Origin of the sequence: Ureibacillus endophyticus (assembly GCF_003628435.1) — a bacterium.
Lineage (GTDB): Bacteria > Bacillota > Bacilli > Bacillales_A > Planococcaceae > Ureibacillus > Ureibacillus endophyticus.
Genome location: NZ_RBZN01000084.1, coordinates 1 through 5,588, shown reverse-complemented (window position 1 = coordinate 5,588; position 5,588 = coordinate 1). Strand labels below are relative to the sequence as shown.

Annotated in this window: 7 protein-coding genes; 4 read left to right on the top strand and 3 right to left on the bottom strand. The window is 34.2% G+C overall.

Translation table 11 applies throughout. From position 1 onward, the window contains the following. Positions 1–280 precede the first annotated feature (280 nt). From D8M03_RS16990 to D8M03_RS16980, 3 genes are all read left to right on the top strand, one after another. Positions 281–1,483 (top strand): MFS transporter, encoded by a 1,203-nt coding sequence (locus tag D8M03_RS16990; RefSeq protein ID WP_121215987.1) that lies wholly within the window; start codon positions 281–283, stop codon positions 1,481–1,483. Positions 1,484–1,767: 284 nt separating this feature from the next. After that, on the top strand, positions 1,768–2,229 hold the full coding sequence (locus D8M03_RS16985; RefSeq protein ID WP_147404842.1) for a PAS domain-containing protein: 462 nt from the start codon (positions 1,768–1,770) through the stop codon (positions 2,227–2,229). After that, positions 2,187–3,263, top strand: a complete 1,077-nt coding sequence (locus D8M03_RS16980) for an ATP-binding protein (RefSeq protein ID WP_121215985.1) — start codon at positions 2,187–2,189, stop codon at positions 3,261–3,263. Before D8M03_RS16985 ends, D8M03_RS16980 begins: the two co-directional genes overlap by 43 nt. A gap of 416 nt (positions 3,264–3,679) precedes the next feature. Here the strand turns inward: D8M03_RS16980 and D8M03_RS16975 are convergent, their stop codons facing one another. Continuing rightward, positions 3,680–4,126, bottom strand: coding sequence for a YkyB family protein (locus D8M03_RS16975; protein ID WP_121215984.1), 447 nt, complete (start codon positions 4,124–4,126; stop codon positions 3,680–3,682). Positions 4,127–4,346: 220 nt separating this feature from the next. On the opposite strand from D8M03_RS16975, the gene D8M03_RS16970 reads away from it, so the two are divergent. Next, positions 4,347–4,859, top strand: coding sequence for a PCYCGC motif-containing (lipo)protein (locus tag D8M03_RS16970; protein WP_121215983.1), 513 nt, complete (start codon positions 4,347–4,349; stop codon positions 4,857–4,859). Between the two features lie 96 nt (positions 4,860–4,955). On the opposite strand, the gene D8M03_RS16965 is transcribed toward D8M03_RS16970, so the two are convergent. Then, positions 4,956–5,165: a hypothetical protein gene (locus tag D8M03_RS16965; RefSeq protein ID WP_121215982.1), complete on the bottom strand. Its 210-nt coding sequence runs from the start codon at positions 5,163–5,165 to the stop codon at positions 4,956–4,958. Next, positions 5,162–5,452 (bottom strand): hypothetical protein, encoded by a 291-nt coding sequence (locus tag D8M03_RS16960; RefSeq protein ID WP_121215981.1) that lies wholly within the window; start codon positions 5,450–5,452, stop codon positions 5,162–5,164. Before D8M03_RS16960 ends, D8M03_RS16965 begins: the two co-directional genes overlap by 4 nt. Positions 5,453–5,588: the final 136 nt, after the last annotated feature.

Sequence of the window (5,588 nt, the reverse complement as noted above, 5' to 3'; positions counted from 1 at the left end):
AAAATATGGGCGCAACCTTTTCGGAATGTTTGTCAAGAGCGATTGTCCCCTCGTTCGGAGAGTACTTATCGCCCAATACCTTGTGTTTTTCAATTTTTCATAGAAGTTTTGACACTACCATTATTTACGAATGAATACCTATTTTGGCCTCACTTTTTTCCAAATTATATTGTAGTAGGCAACTTTAACAAGAGATTCAGTCTTCTGGCGGTGTTCTTCTCCCCCTTGGAATCGTTAAAATGTTGTCAGAAAACTAAACTTTGGTAAAGGACTATAAAATATGAAAGAAATTGTTCGTGATTCACGTTTCCGTTTAATTTTACTTGCAAATATTGCTTCTTCTATTGGTTCTGGGATTACGATGATTGCGATTCCATGGCTTTTAGTGACGAGTGATAGCGGGAATGTTTTGTATGGGTATATTACGCTCGGGGTGACGTTAATTAATTTTTTCATTACCCCATATGTTGGGAAATTGATTGATCTGGTATCGCGAAAAAGACTACTAATCTTTAGTGAGATTTTTTGTTTACTTGTAATATTATTATTTGCCTTATACGGATTTACTGGTCACACGTATTCGATTTGGCATTATACAGTGATTTATATCATTGGAAATCTCTACTACACGATTTTTTATCCAACGATGTTTGCACTGAATCAGGAAATCTTTAATAAGGATCAATATAAGTCTTTGAATGGAACGATGGAAGTACAAGGTCAGCTCTCTAGTATGATTGCAGGTGCATTGGCTAGCTATTTACTCGTACATTGGGAGCTACAATCCATATTATTACTAAATGTCATTTCCTACGCAGCGGCAACTTATTTTTATTTACGATTACCGTATATGAAGAACAAACGCGTTAAGGATGTGTCAAATCGTCAGGATGATTGGTCGAGCCTCCAGTACCTAAAAGAAAATCCGAAATTGTTCGTTTTTCTATTTTTCTCTACTATGCCGTTCCTTGGTGTATTAATTTCAAACTATTTATTTCCTGTTTATTTATCAGATGTGATGAATACGACTGGGGACATTTATGCTTTAGAAAATATGATTTATGCTATTGGGGCAATTTCTGCAGGTATGACTATCCCGATCATCGCTAAAAAAATCAGCAATGAATTTACGGTTATTGCTGGAGTGGCATTGTATTGTATCGCTATATCCATTATAGTTTTCGTTCCACTACCCGTATTTTTAACCCTCTCTTTCTTCCTTGCCCTAGGTAATAGCGGTACAAGGGTGGCGAGAAATTCCTTCATGATGGATGAAATACCGAATGAAATCATGGGACGGGTGGACGGAATGTTAAGAACAGCTGGATTACTCTTTAGAATCATTGTCATAGCTTTATTTACGAAAATGATCTCTGCAAGTCTGATTATTATTTGTTTTATTATTTTGAGTGGAGTAATGGTGATTGCTGCTTTGGCTGTTTTATTTAGTGTACCCGGTACAAAAACAATTCTGAAAATTTAATACAATTTAAGCTAGTCATTACGAATGTGACTAGCTTATTATTGTTTTAGAAGGCAGCAGAATCTGACTCAATTTAAAATAGTTAAATAGTAACTTATTTTGACACAAGTTTAAATAATTGTAGAATACTATTGAGTATTGCTTTATATTCGGTAATATATCGGTAGTTTATATTTTTATCCTACTTATTAAAGATAAAAGATCAAATAACCATAAAAAATGAGATAATTGATATACTAAATTAATCTAATACTATACGAAAATAGAATCATCTACTTAGGAGTGTGAAGAAAATTGTGGAATATATAAAAAACGTTAGCCCTAATAGAGAGTATTCAATCGAACAGCCCCTTTTTGAATTGATGCGAGCAGAAATCGAAAATACACGACACGAAATTCTTGAAATCATGAAGCAACAACAGGGGATGATCTTTAATTTTAAAAAAGAAAATGGTCAATTTATCCATACGTTTTGCGAGGGAAAATTAGTTTATCGAATTGGATTAACGCCAAAAACAGTAATTGGTAAGGCACTAAAAGAAATTTTCCCACTAGACTATGCCGAGCAAAAGGGTAAATTCTATCACCGAGCTTGGGAAGGTGAAGAGAATGTGACTTATATAGGTAAAGTTAATGATATTTATTATATCGCTTCCCTATCCCCTATTCGAAAAGACGGCAAAGTCGTATCCGTCATTGGATCATGTGTGGAAATTACAGAACAAAACGTTTTGAAGAAGAACTGAAAATAAGAAACATTAAATATGAAATCATCTCAGATGGTATACAAGACTTAGTTGCATTGTTAAGTTACGACGGTGAAATCCTTTATAACTCATCTTCCTACGAAAAAATATTAGGGTATCGAACTGATAGTATTATAGGGAATAACATACTAGAATACATCCATCCCGAAGATATTTCACTAGTAAAAGAACAATATAATTCCATGATTGAAACAAAAGCTCCTAGTCTCATCGAATTACGGTATCGACATGTCAATGGTAGCTGGATTTATATTGAGGAAAAAATTTCGCCTGTTTTTGATCAGTATGGAAAAATTGAATGTTTCATTTTGGTCGGAAGGGATATTACTGAGCGAAAAAGAGCGGAAGAATTATTACGAAGATCTGAAAAACTATCCATCGTTGGTCAATTAGCTCAAAGTATTGCTCATGAAATTAGAAACCCTTTAACTTCAATTAAAGGTTTTGTCCAACTTCTTCAAAATGAAGTAAAAAACCCTCTTTTTATAGAAACGACATTAGACGAAATCTATCGAATTGAAGAGGTTATTCAAGAGTTTTTACGTTTTGCTCAACCTCAAATATCTACAATGGAGAGAATCGATGCAAAATTGCTTATTAGTCAAGTATTAACATTAGTCTCTACCCATAGTAAACAACAAAATATCAAGATTATAGAAGTATACGATCAAAACCTTTCAGATATATATTGTGATGAAAATCAAATGAAACATGTACTCCTTCAACTACTTCAAAATCTAATAGAAGCAATGCCTAATGGTGGGAATATCAAAGTTCAAGTATGTAATTATAAAGAAGAATACATCAAGATTAAGATCATCGACAGTGGAACTGGTATTAGTGATGAGCGACTAAAAAAAATCGGTGAACCTTTCTACTGTTATAAAGAAAAAGGAACGGGATTAGGCTTAATGATCAGTCATAAAATTGTTCAGGAGCATGGTGGAAACATTGAAATAAGAAGTAAAGTGAACAAAGGAACTTCTGTTAGTGTAATACTGCCAATTAAATAATCTGTAAATTCAGATATGCGGAAATTTTAAATTAACCTTATTCAAAGAAGAATGTATATCGCAACCGAATATTGAACCACTTGTTAATTGAGCCAGTGAGCCACTTAATACACTCTGTCTTTTCCAGAAGAACACCTCGGCTTTATTTGGAGTGGCGGGCATGATACCCTTGTGCGGGCGTTAAATCCTTGCTACTACGCCCTTTAAGCGCGAATCATGCCCGCAGAGGCTCCATGTAAAGCCTACTGATAAACTTGCTACTAACTTTATCTTGTCCATGAAAATGGCTCATTTTTTTAGTTGCGAAGTGGCTCACAATTCAATTGCGAAATACAGAAGAAGAACAAGTTGATATTCCAATCACTTGTTCTTCTTGTTTTTATTTCTTTCAGACGAAATTTTATTTTGCCAAGGATTCATCGTTCCCCAAAACGTTTAGCAAATGGTGACATATAATGTGTGTTTGTTTGGACATATGGATTTTTTGGTTGAGGTGGCTTTAATCCTGTATATGCAACTAATAGCGACTTTGCTTGTTTTAAAGAAACTTGCGCTTTCGGGTTTCTATGTTGATCCTCCAGGTCACCTAGGTGAGGTAAATTTTGAAAGTCTTCTTTTGAAGGAAGTTGATGGAACAAGTAGTCTCCACATTCAATTAAAACCGTTGAAGTTTGTTTTGAAAGTTTAGGGTTTTTCGAGAAATGCAAGCCAATCTTTTGTGCTTTCCCTTCTGCTAATAGTTTTTCAATTGTTTTTTTCTTTAATTCATATAAAAATTTAGGATCAATAGCAGTTTTTGCGTGTTTATTTACAACAAATAGAGCTTTTGATAAATTTTCTACTGTAAATTTGTTAGAGTTCATTCATTCATCTCCTTCAACTAACAATGATAGTGTATCACTTTTTTATATTTTTATTGTGCTATTTTTTATCCTACTAAAAGATTAATACGATAAAAATCCACTATTTCCCTCTTTTCCGAGATTAAAAAGTGGCAACTTTATAAATTTTTACCTTTCCAATTGTTTTAATATGAACTTTTTGATATGTTCGCTTAAGATAATAATTTCTGGAGGCTTCAACATGAAAAAACTATTCGTCCCCTTAGCTTCAGTATTTCTTATACTATCTGCTTGTAGTTCGAAAGAAGAGAGCCATGATGCAGAAAAGCATGAAGAGAGTCATGCATCCGAGGAACACACTTCACACAATCATTTGTCAGGGGATCTTCAAGAAGTAACTTCTTCTGCTTCTGAAATACCAAAGTTTTTAGATTCCCAACACGAAGACATTCGTTTAGTGTACGCAGCAGCAGGAAAAGCAACGGAAATTTTAGAATGGATGCCTTGCTATTGTGGTTGTGGCGAATCAGCTGGTCATCGTAGTAACTTAAACTGCTTTATTGCCGAAACACGTGAAGATGGGTCAATCGTTTGGGATGATCACGGTACACGTTGTCTCGTATGTTTAGAAATTGCCGTTGAATCCATTCAACTTTACCAAGATGGCAAATCATTAAAAGAAATTCGCAACATCATAGATACAAAATATCAAGATGGTTATGCTACACCAACTCCAACTGAAATGCCAGCTTAATCATATACAGTAGCAAAGACAAAAATATTACAACACCATTTTCTCGAGCGAAAATGGTGTTTTTGTTGATAACTTTTGTCCCAACCTGTTCATGCTTTATTTGAATCGAACACCGTTTCGGATAATTTCTTTTTCCCAATCATAGGTGATGACAAAACCATTTGGCTCACCCTCAATTATTTTCATGTCCCCTTTTTTCTCTACTACTTCTTCACCTATCGTTAAATTCAAGGTATATGCAACAACATATCCTTCTCTATCAGAATTGTCTTCTAGACGATCAATTGTAACATCATTCAGGGTCATTCCAAGCCACTAACACTTACATAAGTTCGTGGGAACATTACTCGTTTATCTTTTTCATTCCGTTCATACCAATCATCATTCAGATATGGTTTTACTTTTTCTAGCACATTTACTTCGTATGCCTCTTCTGGAACAGGAACATTATGAGTAATCATTTTAAACTCCATAATAAAATCCTTCACTTCTGTTTCAGACACTTCTTTTTTTACTTCTGCTTCGTCACTCTCTTGACAAGCACTCAAAGCAAAAATCAATATACTGAATAACAACAATAATATTTTTCTCATTTTCCCCCTCCTATTTGTAAACGCTAGAATAAAGTTGACAGTTTTCGCTTGATTAGATTTTACACTTTTGCTCTATCAGCCTAAAACTTTAGTAAAATAGTTTGTGATGTTATTTTACTGGAGGTTAGGATTTTGG

Coding starts and splice junctions, on each gene's coding strand:
- D8M03_RS16990 (WP_121215987.1), top strand. CDS start 281: ATGAAAGAAATTGTTCGTGATTCACGTTTCCGTTTAATTTTACTTGCA.
- D8M03_RS16980 (WP_121215985.1), top strand. CDS start 2,187: ATGTGTGGAAATTACAGAACAAAACGTTTTGAAGAAGAACTGAAAATA.
- D8M03_RS16975 (WP_121215984.1), bottom strand. CDS start 4,126: ATGAACTCTAACAAATTTACAGTAGAAAATTTATCAAAAGCTCTATTT.
- D8M03_RS16970 (WP_121215983.1), top strand. CDS start 4,347: ATGAAAAAACTATTCGTCCCCTTAGCTTCAGTATTTCTTATACTATCT.
- D8M03_RS16965 (WP_121215982.1), bottom strand. CDS start 5,165: ATGACCCTGAATGATGTTACAATTGATCGTCTAGAAGACAATTCTGAT.
- D8M03_RS16960 (WP_121215981.1), bottom strand. CDS start 5,452: ATGAGAAAAATATTATTGTTGTTATTCAGTATATTGATTTTTGCTTTG.